Here is a 14,185-nt window from a genome sequence, read left to right on the forward strand (position 1 = left end):
TCGAATTTTTACATGTACCAATTCATGTATCAGGTACCTACCGAATCTCGGTTAACGCCAAACGGAAGTAAATCGCAAAAAACTGCCGTTCCCAAGGCACTTTTTTTCGGTCATCAATGCCTCTATGGCGCGTGAAAATTGCTACGACACTGGAAACACCGCGAAGTGATTTGCGTCTCGAAACGTTGTGACCGATATTGGTCACAGCACCAACGGAGAACGACAAGATGCCTAAAACCGTAGATCCAAATTTCATCGCGGAGACATGGGACGCCTTCAACAAGGAAGGCGTCGAGGACGCTAACGGCAACACCGTGCTACCCGAGGACTTCTTCGACCGCATGTGTGAGAAATTCAGCACGCCGCAACCCGGCGTTCTCGACCAGTTGGTCAACGATCTATGCGCGGAACGAGACGCCAAAGCTTAACCACCCCGCCATCGACCTCATGCCCGGCGCCGAAAGGCTAGCGGGCTTGAGGCGTCAGAAACACTCACGTAGACGACGAATGAAGCTGATTGATCTCGTTAAACGCGTCGAGGCGGCTGGCCTTGAGGTCAGGCTGAACTCTGACAAAGACGGCTCGCTGTTTTTGTGGGGCTGGACCAATCGTCCCGCGGCACGCTGTGAACCCGTGTTCGGCTGCATATTGGAAAGTGAAACCAACGATGTGGCCAGTCGGTCCGAGGTGCGCATTGCCGCTGAACTGGCCGTGGCTGCTGAGCATCCCGACGCCATCTGGAGCCGTGAAATAAATGCAAAAATCGATGAGAAGAATGCTGTAGGGGCACGTGCCGCCAATGCCGCTTGATCTCGATCAGCGCCGGTTTGTGTCACTCGGATTCAAGCTGTTCGGCGACGACTGGCACGGCAAGTTCGCGCGCATGATCGACCTGTCGAGGCCCTACGTCAGCATGATCGCGAAGGGCGACCGGCCCGTCACCGACGCCGTGAAAGCCGCGGTCATCAAAGGGCTGCACGCCGAACTGCGGGCGCTGCGGGCACGCGGGATGGCAGTGTCGAGATTTTTGCTGGAGTACGAGAACAGCTGATGCCGCTCGATCACGACCAGACCGCCGTCAAGGATCTGTGCGGCAAGCTCGCCGGGCCAGAGTACAGATATGCCGGACATAAACATGTGGCGCGCCGCGCCGGCGTCAGCCGATCGCTGATCAGCAAGATCTGCGCCGGCGACAAAAAGGTCACGCCGAAGCTGAAGGCGAAGATCAAGGACGGCATGCGCGCCGAGATCAAGCGGCTGCAGGCGATTTTGAAGGATTACGAAAGGGACGACCGATGACCAAGAAACTCACGGTCGAGCACGCTGTGCGGTGGCTCTCCACGGCTGCGACCACGGCCGCACGTTCTTCGCTCCGGCCATTCCGGCGACAAGCGGCCCTCCTTCGGCATCGACACCGATACCTCCGGCGGCGATTCCGGATCACCGATTTTCGACCGAACGAGCCGCTGCCTCGTCGGGATAATCAGTTCGGGTCAGCGCGACACGTTGGTGGCCTCTGAAGCCTTCTGGCGGGAACACGAAGTAGCGATACCTATCGCGGAAATATTAAAGCGGATCCACGCGGCGGATAAGACGCAGACGTTTGGTGGCCGGTTACTTGATGCAAATCTTCAAGCAGGGCGAGATGAACTGCTAAAACGTCTCGATGAAGTGACGAATAACCGCTGAAGGACACGAGACTGACGACTACTTACTTTTTGGGGCGCTTGGAAGTACGCTATAACGCCAGCATTTAGAAATTCGCGATGCTGGCAAGGCATTGAAATTAAATGCTATTTCGTGAATGGCCGGGCCGTCGCCAGCCCTAACCGGCCGTCTTGGTCGGCCGCCACAGCCGCCCGAGGCCGGCAGACGCCCGCTCGATCATCGGCCAGAACAACAGGACGATCGCCAAAGTGGTGATCGAGCCGACCAGGCCGTTCGACCAGAACACCTTCATGTCGCCGCCGGAGCCGATCATCGACAGCCGGAACGCATCCTCGGCGCGGCTGCCGAGCACCAGCGCCAGCGTGAACGGCGCCAGCGGAATCCCGATCTTCTTGAAGACATAACCGACCACGCCGAAGCCCAGCATCAGCCAGATGTCGAACATCGCGTTCTGGATTGCATAGGCGCCGATCGCGCACGACACCACGATCATCGGGGCGACCGCGGCGAACGGCACCCGCAGGATCGAGGCGAACACCGGTACCGTCGTCAGCACCAGCACGAGGCCGACGACATTGCCGAGATACATCGAGGCGATCAGGCCCCAGACGAAATCCTTGTGCTCGACGAACAACAGCGGGCCGGGATTGAGCCCCCACACCATCAAGCCGCCGAGCAGGATCGCCGCAGTGCCGGAGCCGGGAATGCCGAGCGCCAGCATCGGCAGCAGCGCGGCGGTACCGGAGGCATGCGCCGCCGTCTCCGGCGCGAACACGCCCTCGATGCGACCCTTGCCAAAGCTTTCGGGATCCCGCGAGAACCGCTTGGCGAGGTTGTAGCCCATGAAGGAGGCCGCGATCGCGCCACCGGGGGTGATGCCGAGCCAACAGCCGATGAACGAGGAGCGCAGCAAGGTTACCCAATATTTCGGCAGGTCCTTCCAGACGTTGAGCACCACGCGCAGGCTGATCTTGGCGGTGTGTCCGCGCAGCGCCAACCGCTCCTCCATGGTCAGCAGGATCTCGCTGATCCCGAACAGCCCGATCACGGCCACCAGGAAGTTGATGCCGCGCAACAGGTCGCTGGAACCGAACGTCATGCGCAACTGGCCGGACACCGTGTCCATGCCGACGCCAGCCAGCAATAGCCCGAGCGACATCGAGATGACGGTCTTGTGCTTGGACTCGCGTCCCAAGCCGACAAAGGAGCAAAACGTCAGCAGATAGACCGCGAAAAATTCCGGCGGTCCGAATTTCAGCGCAAACGATGAAATCAGCGGCGCCAGGAAGGTGATCAGCAGGACCGCCACCAGCGAGCCAATGAAGGAGGACGTGAACGCCGCGGTCAGCGCCTCCGCCGCCCTGCCCTGCTGCGCCATCGGATAGCCGTCGAAGGTGGTAGCCACCGACCAGGCTTCACCGGGGATGTTGAACAGGATCGACGTGATGGCGCCGCCGAACAGCGCGCCCCAATAGATGCTCGACAGCATCACGATCGCGGAAGTCGGATCCATGGTGAAGGTCAGCGGCAGCAGGATCGCGACGCCATTGGGGCCGCCGAGGCCCGGCAGCACGCCGACGAAAATGCCGAGCACGAGGCCGACCATCATCAGCGCAAGAATCTTCCACGTCATCAGGACGGCGAAGCCGTGCAGCAATAACCCGAAGGCTTCCATCGACGATTTATCCTAAATCCGACATCAATAGCCGAACGCCGCTTCGAGCGGTCCCTTGGGCATGATGACGTCAAACGCGATGTCGAAGGTCACGAACATCAGCGCGGTGAAGACGAAGGCGGTGAGCAGCGACTTCCACCACGCGATCTTTCCGACCAGCCGCATGAAGCCCGCGATCAACAGGAAACTCGCGACATACATTCCGAGAAACTGCGTGGCCAGACAGAACAGCAAGGTCGGAACGAACACCGCCATGACGCGGCGAAGCTGCGCGCGGGTGACGAAGGTCTCGGCATCCTGCCTGCGCGTCAGCAGCACGGTGACGAGGCCGTAGAGGCTGGCGCCGCCGAGAATCACCGAGAGATAAAACGGAAAATAGCCGGCCTGCGGACCGGTCGAATCCCATCCGATGCCGGTGCGCCAATTGTCATAGCCGAGCAGCAGCGCGAACCCGATCAGCAGCACGCAGACCACGGCCTCCGCCACCCTGGTGTTGGTCACCGCCGGCGAATTGGCCTCCGGCGCAGTCGGATCGTCGACGACGATTTCAATTTCGGAATTGGACATCGATCGACGCTGTTCCGGCTGACGAGGTGCGCACACCGTTGGCTTGGGGCCGCAGGCATTACTTATCGAATGATAATTGCGCCCTGGTAGGGGGATACAGCGCCGATATCGCCGCCGTCAACCGATCTGCAATTGAAGGCGCCTTAACGAGACGCAATTCGCTCTGGAAATGCCCGGCCGAGTGCAGTGCGGTCGGCTTTGAGCACGCCGCGTTCGGTTATCAAGGCTGTCACCAACCGTGACGGCGTCACATCGAACGCGTAATTGGCGACCGGCGAGCCCGCAGGCACCACGCGCACTGTCTCGATCCGTCCGTCCGCGGTCCGGCCGGTCATGGTGGCGACTTCATCGGCGGCGCGCTGTTCGATGGGAATCTGGCGCACGCCGTCATCGACCGTGAAGTCGATCGTCGGCGACGGCAGCGCCACATAGAACGGCACACCGTTGTCATGAGCTGCCAGCGCCTTCAAATAAGTGCCGATCTTGTTGCAGACGTCGCCATTGGCGGTGACCCGGTCGGTGCCGACGATGGCGAGATCGACCATGCCATGTTGCATGAGATGGCCGCCGGTATTGTCCGCGATCACGGTATGCGGGACACCATGATGGCCGAGTTCCCAAGCGGTCAGCGATGCGCCCTGGTTACGCGGCCGGGTCTCGTCGACCCATACGTGCACCGCAAGGCTGCGATCATGGGCGAGATAGATCGGCGCCGTCGCCGTTCCCCAGTCCACCGTTGCCAGCCATCCGGCATTGCAGTGCGTCAATATGTTGACGGGTTCGCCCGGCTGCTTTTTCGCAAGCGCCGCCTCGATCAGGGCTATGCCGTGCTGGGCGATCTGGCGGTTGATCGCGACATCCTGCTCGGCGATCTCGCCGGCACGGGCATAGGCCGCCGCGCCGCGGGCCGCGGGCTGTAGCGGCGCCAGCGCCCGCCGCATCTCGTCGAGCGCCCATTTCAGGTTGATCGCGGTCGGCCGGGTCGCGATCAGCACCTCATAGGCCCGATCCAGTGCCGCATCGGAGCCATCGGTCCGCATCGCCAGCGCCACCCCATAGGCCGCGGTGGCGCCGATCAGCGGCGCACCGCGCACCAGCATGGTGCTGATGGCGTCGGCCGCGGCCTCAACGTCGGTCATTCGGGCCACGATAAACTCATGCGGCAATCGCCGTTGGTCGATCGCGGCCACCGACCAGCCGTCAGGCTCAAGCCAGATACTGCGGAAAGGTTTGCCGTCGACCTTCACGACCGCAACACCCGGCCCGCCACCGCGTCGAGTTTTTTCAACAGCTCCGGATCGCGGGCCTCCGGCGCGGTGATCAACGCGGTATCGAGCGCGCGGTCCGAACCGATCGGGCATGGTTCATGCTCGCGCGGGAAATCCTGGGCGAGCCGCGCCACCAGCGCCCGCGCCTTCTCGGCATTTGAATTCAGCACGCGAATGATGTCCTGGACCGTGACCGCATCATGCTCGGGATGCCAGCAATCGAAATCGGTGACCATCGCCACGCTGGCGTAACAGATCTCCGCTTCGCGCGCGAGCTTGGCCTCGGGCATGTTGGTCATGCCGATCACCGAATAGCCCTGCGCCTTGTAGGTCAGGCTTTCGGCGAGGCTGGAGAACTGCGGACCCTCCATGCAGACATAGGTGCCGCCATGCGCGACCGCGATGCCCTCCGCGTTCGCCGCCGCGGCCAGATGAATCCGCAGCCGTGGCGACACCGGGTGCGCCATCGAAACATGCGCGACGCAGCCTTTGCCGAAGAACGAACTCTCGCGCTTGTGGGTGCGATCGACGAACTGGTCGACCAGCACGAAGCTGCCGGGCGGCAAATCCTCCTTGAACGAACCACAGGCCGAGAGCGCGATCAGGTCGGTAACGCCTGCCCGCTTCAGCACATCGATATTGGCACGGTAATTGATGTCCGAGGGCGACAGCCGATGCCCCTTGTCATGCCGGGGCATGAACACGATCGGCAGCCCGGCGATGGTGCCGTGACGCACCGGCGCCGACGGCTCACCCCAGGGGCTTTGGATCGCCTCATCACGGACGTTTTCCAGCCCCGGAAGGTCATAAATGCCGGAGCCGCCGATAATGCCAAGCACAGCCTTTACCATGAATTCTTCCCGCGGTTTCAGCCCGGTCCATTTTCAGCCCATGGGCGCCGGTTCCCAAAGCGCCCAAAATGTTCGACTATATTGCGGCGCGATAATCAACTGCTGTTCTCGAACTACGGAATTTCTGCTGTAAGGGCAGCCGAGCGCGACGCACGGGCTCGTTCAGGGAAAACCGATGTCATCAACGGATCTTGCGGAAAAGTGCCAATCCATCATCGATGCCTGCCTGCGCATGAACCAGCTCGGCATCAACCAGGGGACGTCAGGCAATATCAGCCTGCGCCATGAAGCGGGCATGCTGATCACGCCGACCAGCGTACCCTATGAGGCGATGCGGCCGGAGCAGATCGTCTACATGAACCTCGACGGTTCATGCGATCCCAGCCAGCGGCCGTCGAGCGAATGGCGCTTCCATCTCGATATCCTGCGAGCCCGCCCCGAGGTAAAGGCGGTGGTTCACGCCCATCCGCCTTTTTCGACCATGCTTGCGATCATGGGCCTGGAGATTCCGCCGGTTCACTACATGATCGCCTGCGCCGGCGGCGACACCATCCGATGTGCGCCCTACGCCACCTATGGCACGCAGGAATTGTCGGAGCATGCGGTCAAGGCCCTGGAGGGTCGCTCCGCGTGCCTTTTGGCGCATCACGGCATGATCGCGGTCGGGCCATCCCTGTCGAAGGCGATGTGGCTCGCGGTCGAAGTCGAAACCCTGGCGCGGCAATACCATGGCTGCCTGCAAATCGGCACGCCGCCGCTGCTCTCAAAGGCGGAGATCGACAACGTGCTCAGCCGGATCGCGGGATATGGCCCGCCTTCGGAATGAAGCCGCTACTCCAACAGCTTTGCCAACCGCAGCCGCGTGATCGCATAAACGTTCTGCAGGTCGTTGGCGTATTCGGTCACGGTGTCGTTCCGCAGGCGATGGCGAAATTCGAAGAAAATGCCCTCCTTGGTGTGCATCCGCACCGCGATGACGAACGGAAATCCGAATTTCCTTTTATAGGCGGCGTTGAGGTCCGAGATTTGCGCCATCTCGTCTTTCGATAATGCGTTGAGGCCGGCGCTTGCCTGCTCCGTCACCGACGATGCCGTCATGGCGCCGGCCTGGGCTTCCTTACCGGCGAGATCAGGATGGCTTTGCAGCAACGCCAGTTGGCGCGGCGCCGGCGCGAGTTTCGCGACTTCGACCATCGCCGCATGCATGGCGTCAACATTGGCAAAAGGCCGTTTGTCCCAGGCTTGCTCGGCCACCCATGGCGAGTTTTCGAAAATGCCGCCAAACTTCTGCACAAAAGCCACGCGGTCCAACCCGTTGATGGCCGCCATGTCGGCTTCGCCGGCGGACACCGTCGCCACCGATGAAAGAATCAGCGTTACGCTGGCGATCCAGCCCAGCATCGTATTGCGGATGAACCCAAGCATCTTCGATCAACTGCCGCGGTAGGTTGTGTAGCTCCACGGCGACGCCAGCAGCGGAACGTGATAATGCGACGTTACGTCCGCCATGCCGAACTGAATGACGGCTCTATCGAGAAACGGCGGATTCGGCAGCACGGTGCCTAGTTTGGTGAAGTATTCGGCGATATAGAAGGTGAGCTGAAATTGTCCGGTTTTCATCGTCTCCGGCGTCAACAGCGGCTCTGCATTGCGGCCGTCTGCGTTGGTGTGAACGGTCCGGATCAAGCGGTAAGCCTCGCCCTCGAGCACCGCGAAGTCGATCCGTACACCTTCGGCCGGCTTGCCGCTGGCGGTATCCAGCATGTGGGTCGTCAATCCCGGCGCTCCGGCGGCGCGCGCGCCTTTCGGCGCGAAAAAAGCCAACGCCAGCAAAGAGGAACCCACCCCTAGAAAATTCCTTCGACACATCACCGACATAATGCTTCTCCCTAGCTGGTCACGATTCTGGCTCGCCGCGTTTCCGTCATTTGATCGAGGCGACGGGGGGTGACATCTCGAACTCGAAGAACGCCGGCAACGATGTTTTTAAGGCAAATTCCAGGCCAATCAGCAACGGCTGGGCGGCGCCTCCTGCCGCTTGTAGCCTTGACGCTGTTCGCCACGGCATCCGTTGCCGCACCGGTGCGCGGCAGCCTTTCGCGGCCACTGGTACTGGCCTCCGATGAGCCCAAGCCCGAACCGGACACGATCGTCTTCGCGCTGATGTCGGGGAAGTGCCCGACGCTCAAGGTCGCGGGACGCGATTTCGAGTGCCGGGCCGTCGGCTTCTTCCAAACCGAAGAAGGCCGGGCCAATTTTACCATCGCGCTGAATGATCCGACGGACGCAAGCCACATCGTCACCTTCTCCGGCAACCATGGCGTTCGGTCGCAGGATAATCTGTACGAACTACCGATCGACGAGATGCAGTTCAAATCCAGCGACCGGCCGAAGCTCGATGGCTTGCCGGTGCCGCTCATCGAGGGATCGACAGGAAACTGCAAACTGATCGGAAGCCTCGCGTCGCAGCAGGTTTCCAGCATCTCGTGCAGCGCGACAAACAAGAATGGCAAATACGAGTTGCAATTCGAGTCGGATGGTACTCCGATGGTGCTGCGCCGCATCCGACGGACGCGAGCCGGCGGCCCTCCCGTCATGACGCCTTTCGACTAGGGCGTGAGCCCATTAATCCGCAAGTATTTCCGCAGCGCAATCGACCGCGCGCGTCCAGGAATTGCACGAGGTGATCGTGCTTCTTCGACAGATTCCCTATTGCCCCGCACCAGCAGAGACGCGCTGAAGATTGCGATTGCCGCTACGCCTGATCCGCCAGCGATGTCGATGAAATAGCGAGCAACCTTGACTCGACGTTGAAGCCATCAGCCCGCCATTCGATCCAAATATCCACCAGCGTAACTTCGGATTGGAAACGCTGCCCACGCAAAACGAATGGCCGAGATCGTGTGGAAACTTGGAAAACTGATCTGGCCCTCCATGTTGCGGAATGACAGACCAACTGCCGGCATATTGACCGCTCAAAGTCTGCCGCCAAAGCGGTCTGCATGGGGCCGCCAGGAACGGCCGCAAATTGGGGCGGAACAGGCCGGACAATAAAGATTACTTCAATTTGTACCTAAAGTGGCGATCGTCTGGCCATGATCGGTGCATGCCGAACCGAGCGCACTTTTATACAGCGTTAATGACCGATGCGTAGAATATAGGCTACCGGCATTCCCACTCCGAGGCGCCAGCCCGTGTCCAATTCCGAAGCGATCACAAGTCCTTCATCCGCACGAAGCGAAGTCGAAACGCTTCTGCTCGAGCACCCGGATGTCGTCGAGGCTTTGATGACGCACGAAGAAGGGCCGGACGGTCATAGCTATCCCGTGGCTTATGTCGTGCCGCACGCGGATCGCATGAAAGAAGCCAAGACCCGAATTTACCTGGCGGATCGGGACAAACGGGTCGCCCAGTGGAAAAGGACATTCGATCAAGTCTATTCCAGGCCGGACAATTATTCTCCCTCATTCGTGGGCTGGACCAACAGCTACACCAACAAACCGCTTCCCGAGACCGAGATGCGAGAATGGCTCGACTGCACGGTCGAACGAATCATGTCGCTCCAGCCTCGGAAACTACTGGAGATCGGTTGCGGCGTCGGTTTGCTGGTGCAGGAGCTGGCTGCCAAGTGCAGCGTCTATCATGGAACGGATCTATCGCGGGTCGCCGTTGGCCGATTGCGTGAGTTCGTTGCGTCCAAGCCTGAGCTCAGTCATGTCAAGCTGTTTGAGTGCGAAGCGACAAAGATGGATGCGCAGACACCGAGCTCCGTTGACACGGTCGTGATCAACTCGGTTGTCCAATATTTCCCGGACATCGATTATCTCAGCAACGTCCTCGACGAAGCTGCGCGGGTCGTGAGTTCAGGCGGCCGCATATTCGTCGGTGACGTACGGCATCTCGGTTTGCTTCCATTGTTTCACGGGGCGGTTCAACTGTCCAAGGCCCCGCCAAAAGCGAGCGCCCGATGGATGAAACGGAGAGTCACGCTATCGGTCGAGCAAGATAGAGAATTGGCGATCGACCCACAGTACTTCCTGAACCTTTCCAGCTCCATGCCCCGGATCACAGGCGTGGAAATACTGCTGAAGAAGGGAAAATATCATAACGAGCTGACGCGCTATCGCTACGACGTGGTACTTCACGTCGGCGAGGCGACATCTGCCGCGTCCCCGCCAGAGGTCGAGTTGCTGTCCGATGGCCTAGCCGCTGCGGAACTCGTATCACGATTTGAGGCGCAGCGGCTCGCATCTGCCATCATCAAGGATATTCCAAATCGGCGGCTGGCAAGCGACATCGCAAGCGTGCAACGGCTCTGGTCGGCGGACGACCGGGAGTTGGTTGAAGATATAAGACGATCGACGAGGCCAGAGATCGATTCTGGCATCGATCCCGACGATTTCTTGAGACCGTCCGACACGTTGCCGGTCGATGTGCGGGTTGGCTGGCGACCTGGTTCGGCGGACGGACAATTTGATGTGACGCTCGTCGCGCGCGGTCTTTCACCCAGTGAGCCCGCACACCAACGACAAGAAAACATCGTGCCACTTCCTCATCGGCGCGTCTTGGCGACGGATCCATTGGAAGTGGCTTTCAAACAGCAATTGGGACTGGAGCTGTTTTTGAGATTGAGTGACCGGCTCCCCGAGGCAAGGATGCCCGCGGCCGTGCTTGCGGTAACTGAACTGCCCCTCGGCCAAATCACAACATCCGATGCTTCGCCCCCTGGTTCCGCAGCGTCAAATTCTGCGCATAATCTCGCGTTGAAGTTTCAGCAGGTGGCCGCTTTGTCGCCGGCCGCGGCCGCCTTAATATGCAAGGGGGTACACTACGATTTCCAAACGCTGAACAGATTGGCCAACCGGTTCGCCCGCTGGCTTACTGGACGTGGAGTGAGCCGCGGCCAGGTCGTGTGTCTCGAGCTGCCGAAAATCATCGAGGCCTATGCGCTTGCACTCGCGTGCATCAAGCTCGGTGCGCCCTACACATTCTTAGATCCTGCGGCTCCGACCGAGCGGAGCAGGCTGATGATAGACCGCTGCAAGCCGGTCATCATCATCAGCATCAACGGCGGCACCGGAAACCGCGTTATCATTGGTGAAGGCAATCAGCGTGACGATCTCCGCAGCGAAATTGACCGGCTGGCCGACACCAACCTGTTGGAAACAGAGTGGATCACGGGTACCGACCCAGCCTATGTCATGTTTACGTCCGGCTCGACGGGAGAGCCAAAAGGCGCGGCGATTCCACATCAAGGCGTTCTCCATCTGGTTGATTGGGCAGCCAGCCATCTCGGCATCAGTTCCAAGGACCGCCTGACCAACGTCAATCCCATCTACTTCGATAATTCGGTATTCGACATCTATGCGGGGCTCCTCAATGGAGCCGCGGTGGTCGCGCTCGATGCGAAAGGACAGCCACCGGCCGAACTGATCGCCGAGATAACAAGAAATAAGTGCACATTTTTCTTCGCCGTGCCGACGCTTTTCATGTTTCTCGACTCGATGCATTTGCTGACAGCTGACAAATTGGCGGGTGTGACCCGCTTCATGTTTGGGGGCGAGGGCTTTCCGATTGTCAGGCTGCGTCGCTTTTTCAACGCCTTTTCCGGAACGGCGCAGCTCATCAACTGCTATGGCCCGACGGAGACGAGCTGCATCTGCAGTGGTTTTGTAATTACCGATTCCGCTTTGGAAAGCACCGAAGGCTTCGCCCCCTTGGGCCGGCTCAATCCGAACTTCAGTCACCGGATCCTGGACGACGAGTTGAAGCCTGTGGCCCCGGGTGACGTTGGTGAATTATGGCTGGGTGGGCCGTGTGTGGGGCTGGGCTATGTCAATAACCCAGAAGAAACCGCAAAGCGGTTCCAGCAAGATCCGTTGGTTGATGGATATCGCTCTATCTTGTACCGGACCGGGGATCTCGTAACGCTGGATCAGCAGAGCGGATTACTTCGATTTCGAGGGCGCGCCGATAATCAAGTCAAGCTGCGTGGCTATCGCGTGGAGTTGGAAGAAATCGATCATGCCGTGGCGTTAATCCCGGGTGTGGTGCGAGCGCTCGCGATCGTGAACCGCGACAGCAACGGATCAAGCCGTTTGGTAGTGGCATATTCGGGCACCAGGCTTGGCGATGCCGATCTGTTCGCGCACTGCAACAAACATCTCCCAGCCTATATGGTGCCCAGCCATTTTACCTGGCTCGATGATATTCCTACAAACAGCAATGGCAAAGCGGATCGGCGGGCGGTCGCAGCACTGCTCCAGCAATCCAATGTTTTGGCAAAGGCGTCTTGATATGCCTTGCAGCGCTTCGCCGAGGCCGCAGGACCTCCCGCACACATGTGACGGCCCCCACACATGAGCACCATCGTTGGCGCGACATCCGATGTGACACAAGCCTATGCGCCCCCCGCTGACCCTCGTGGCTCCGCGCAGCCGTTACGGGATTCTAGGGCTTCGTGGCGCATCATCCCTCAAATCGACAAGAATGAAAAAATCATCGCGTACGCCCAGCAGCCGCTGGGCCGTATCGCCTTCCTCGTCATTCTGACCGCGCTTGCCATGGCGCTCAATTTTTTTAGGGTGGATATTTCCGTTGCCCCGCTGGCCATCGCATGCGCCTATGCACAAAAATTTCGCCGCTATCTGATATCGCTGGCAACGCTGCTGCTGCTTTACAAAAATGGCTTCTTGGTCGACGTTGACCTGTTGCACCGCGTGACCGAACAAGAGGGCCTTACAACGCAGATCAACCAACCCGCGTTGTTGTTCGGAAGCGTGGCGTTGGTGTTGCTCTTGTTCTCATCGCTGTTGATTGTCTGGCCAAGAATTGCGACGATTCCGGCCTTCCGCCACTCGACGGCTTGCTTGATCTCGGCTTTCGTCGGCCTGGTCATCCTGGCGCAATCGCCGATAGCCCAAGGCCTGACCCGCGTCCTGCTCTGGTCGTTTATTGCGACCTTGTTGCCGTATTTGTGGTTTGTCGCTTATGCCCTGACCGATGTCGGCAATTTGAAGCGGCGGCCGTTCTGGCAACATCTGGGTGTCTTCCATCCCTTCTGGGGTTCGACCTTAACCCCATTCGGGAAAGGACTTACATATCTCGAGAAATTTGATGCGAAGACACCGACCGAACTCGCAATAACCCAACTCAAGGGAGTAAAGCTTGCTTGCTGGATTCTCATTCTTGCCATCTGCCTCGATGGCTTCAGCAGGCTAATCCACGGATTTTTTGCTTTACCCATGTTCGACGACACGTTCGCCGCCTACCTCGCGGGTGCAAATTATCCGCGAGACCTGTGCTGGGCAAGCCTGGTGGCGTATTTCATCGAAGACGTGCTCACCATGACCATCTGGGGCGGATCAATCGTCGTTTGCGCCCGCATGGCGGGCTTTCGCCTGTTGCGCAATACTTACAGGCCGTTGGAGTCAAAGACGCTCGCCCAGTTCTGGAATCGGTATTACTTTTACTACAAGGAGCTATTGGTCGATCATTTCTTCTATCCGGTCTTTCTGCGTTGCTTCCGCAGCAACCGAAAGCTGCGCATGTTTTTTGCGACGTTTATGGCCGCGTGTGTTGGCAATCTATTATTTCACTTCATCCGCGATATCCATTTTGTCGCGGAGCTGGGCTGGTGGAATGCCTTGTCAGGTGAAGCATCACACGCATTTTATACGGTTCTGCTCGCAATCGGCGTAGGCGTATCGCAGATGCGTGTTCAGGATCGCGAGCAAAGCAAGGGATTCCTGCGCGGCCGGGCGCTGCCGTGCCTGTGGGTCACGCTGTTCTTCTGTATTCTACATGTTTTCGACGCTCCCCTCGATCGCGTTCATTCGATCGGGCAGCGAGCTGGTTTCCTCTCGTACCTGGTGGGAATAGACAAATGGATCTGAAAGTTCGATCGCAAATACACAACTGCCTCATACAACGGCTCAGGATGAAGGGCGACCTTGCTCCGCTCAACGATCAAGACCTGCTTTTCACGACCGGCCGACTGGATTCACTCGATGCGGTTGAGCTCATCATGACCCTTGAAACGGATTACGGGATCAACTTCTCCGATATTAATTTTGATTTGACGCTGCTGGATTCGACCGCGGCGATCATCGCTTTGATAGATCGACAATTGGTCAAGACATAGCGGCACGGAACTA

15 protein-coding genes are annotated in these 14,185 nt (G+C 59.2%); 9 read left to right on the forward strand and 6 right to left on the reverse strand.

Annotated features, from left to right (window positions below; translation table 11 throughout):
- Window positions 1–227: 227 nt before the first annotated feature.
- The 4 genes from GSQ88_RS31035 (at window position 228) to GSQ88_RS31050 (ending at window position 1,299) form a co-directional block, all read left to right on the forward strand.
- Entirely contained in the window at window positions 228–428 is a 201-nt protein-coding gene (locus GSQ88_RS31035) for a hypothetical protein (protein WP_159011790.1), read from the forward strand.
- A 79-nt stretch (window positions 429–507) separates the two neighbouring features.
- On the forward strand, window positions 508–810 hold the full coding sequence (locus GSQ88_RS31040) for a hypothetical protein (protein ID WP_159011792.1): 303 nt from the start codon (window positions 508–510) through the stop codon (window positions 808–810).
- Window positions 800–1,051, forward strand: coding sequence for a hypothetical protein (locus GSQ88_RS31045; RefSeq protein ID WP_159011794.1), 252 nt, complete (start codon window positions 800–802; stop codon window positions 1,049–1,051). Before GSQ88_RS31040 ends, GSQ88_RS31045 begins: the two co-directional genes overlap by 11 nt.
- On the forward strand, window positions 1,051–1,299 hold the full coding sequence (locus GSQ88_RS31050; protein ID WP_159011796.1) for a helix-turn-helix domain-containing protein: 249 nt from the start codon (window positions 1,051–1,053) through the stop codon (window positions 1,297–1,299). Before GSQ88_RS31045 ends, GSQ88_RS31050 begins: the two co-directional genes overlap by 1 nt.
- 526 nt (window positions 1,300–1,825) lie before the next feature.
- On the opposite strand, the gene GSQ88_RS31055 is transcribed toward GSQ88_RS31050, so the two are convergent.
- The 4 genes from GSQ88_RS31055 to GSQ88_RS31070 all read right to left on the reverse strand — a co-directional run bounded on the left by GSQ88_RS31055 (window position 1,826) and on the right by GSQ88_RS31070 (window position 6,029).
- Entirely contained in the window at window positions 1,826–3,343 is a 1,518-nt protein-coding gene (locus tag GSQ88_RS31055; protein WP_159011797.1) for a tripartite tricarboxylate transporter permease, read from the reverse strand.
- A gap of 24 nt (window positions 3,344–3,367) precedes the next feature.
- On the reverse strand, window positions 3,368–3,910 hold the full coding sequence (locus GSQ88_RS31060; RefSeq protein ID WP_159011799.1) for a tripartite tricarboxylate transporter TctB family protein: 543 nt from the start codon (window positions 3,908–3,910) through the stop codon (window positions 3,368–3,370).
- Window positions 3,911–4,053: 143 nt separating this feature from the next.
- Complete coding sequence (gene mtnA, locus GSQ88_RS31065) at window positions 4,054–5,157, reverse strand: S-methyl-5-thioribose-1-phosphate isomerase (protein WP_159011801.1); 1,104 nt, start codon at window positions 5,155–5,157, stop codon at window positions 4,054–4,056.
- Complete coding sequence (locus GSQ88_RS31070) at window positions 5,154–6,029, reverse strand: S-methyl-5'-thioadenosine phosphorylase (protein ID WP_159011803.1); 876 nt, start codon at window positions 6,027–6,029, stop codon at window positions 5,154–5,156. The genes mtnA and GSQ88_RS31070 overlap by 4 nt, the downstream gene beginning before the upstream one ends.
- 175 nt (window positions 6,030–6,204) lie before the next feature.
- On the opposite strand from GSQ88_RS31070, the gene GSQ88_RS31075 reads away from it, so the two are divergent.
- Window positions 6,205–6,855, forward strand: coding sequence for a class II aldolase/adducin family protein (locus tag GSQ88_RS31075; RefSeq protein ID WP_159011805.1), 651 nt, complete (start codon window positions 6,205–6,207; stop codon window positions 6,853–6,855).
- A 5-nt stretch (window positions 6,856–6,860) separates the two neighbouring features.
- Here the strand turns inward: GSQ88_RS31075 and uraD are convergent, their stop codons facing one another.
- Both uraD and uraH read right to left on the reverse strand, forming a co-directional pair.
- On the reverse strand, window positions 6,861–7,454 hold the full coding sequence (uraD, locus tag GSQ88_RS31080) for a 2-oxo-4-hydroxy-4-carboxy-5-ureidoimidazoline decarboxylase (protein WP_246785150.1): 594 nt from the start codon (window positions 7,452–7,454) through the stop codon (window positions 6,861–6,863).
- Window positions 7,455–7,460: 6 nt separating this feature from the next.
- Entirely contained in the window at window positions 7,461–7,853 is a 393-nt protein-coding gene (gene uraH / locus GSQ88_RS31085) for a hydroxyisourate hydrolase (RefSeq protein ID WP_283810718.1), read from the reverse strand.
- A gap of 222 nt (window positions 7,854–8,075) precedes the next feature.
- Between uraH and GSQ88_RS31090 the strand changes: the two genes are divergently transcribed.
- From GSQ88_RS31090 to GSQ88_RS31105, 4 genes are all read left to right on the forward strand, one after another.
- Window positions 8,076–8,642, forward strand: a complete 567-nt coding sequence (locus GSQ88_RS31090) for a hypothetical protein (RefSeq protein ID WP_246785152.1) — start codon at window positions 8,076–8,078, stop codon at window positions 8,640–8,642.
- Window positions 8,643–9,223: 581 nt separating this feature from the next.
- Entirely contained in the window at window positions 9,224–12,325 is a 3,102-nt protein-coding gene (locus GSQ88_RS31095) for an amino acid adenylation domain-containing protein (protein ID WP_159011806.1), read from the forward strand.
- 63 nt (window positions 12,326–12,388) lie between these two features.
- Window positions 12,389–13,924, forward strand: coding sequence for a hypothetical protein (locus GSQ88_RS31100; RefSeq protein ID WP_246785154.1), 1,536 nt, complete (start codon window positions 12,389–12,391; stop codon window positions 13,922–13,924).
- Window positions 13,915–14,172 (forward strand): acyl carrier protein, encoded by a 258-nt coding sequence (locus GSQ88_RS31105; protein WP_159011808.1) that lies wholly within the window; start codon window positions 13,915–13,917, stop codon window positions 14,170–14,172. The genes GSQ88_RS31100 and GSQ88_RS31105 overlap by 10 nt, the downstream gene beginning before the upstream one ends.
- The last annotated feature ends 13 nt before the right edge of the window (window positions 14,173–14,185 follow it).

Source organism: Bradyrhizobium sp. S69, from assembly GCF_009766005.1.
Lineage (GTDB): Bacteria > Pseudomonadota > Alphaproteobacteria > Rhizobiales > Xanthobacteraceae > Bradyrhizobium.